Source organism: Shewanella sp. AS16, from assembly GCF_021412365.1.
Classification (GTDB): domain Bacteria; phylum Pseudomonadota; class Gammaproteobacteria; order Enterobacterales; family Shewanellaceae; genus Shewanella; species Shewanella salipaludis.
Map to the genome: position 1 here is coordinate 1 of NZ_JAKCLK010000509.1, position 213 is coordinate 213.

At 58.2% G+C, this 213-nt stretch carries 1 pseudogene; it reads left to right on the forward strand.

Annotated elements, in window-relative coordinates:
* Positions 1-213 (forward strand): annotated as a pseudogene (locus LZP73_RS21295) (hypothetical protein); the annotation flags it as partial.

Sequence of the window (213 nt, forward strand, 5' to 3'; positions counted from 1 at the left end):
GCGTCACTTCCAGCGCCACCGCCGCTGTCGGCAATGTCAACGATGCGCCCACCGGCAGTGTCAGCATCACAGGCACTGCCATCGAAGATCAAAGCTTAACGGCGAGCAATACCTTAGGCGATGCCGATGGTTTGGGTAGCATCAGCTATCAATGGCTGCGCGATGGCAGCAATATCAGCGGCGCCACCGGCAGCAGCTATTTGCTGTTGGATG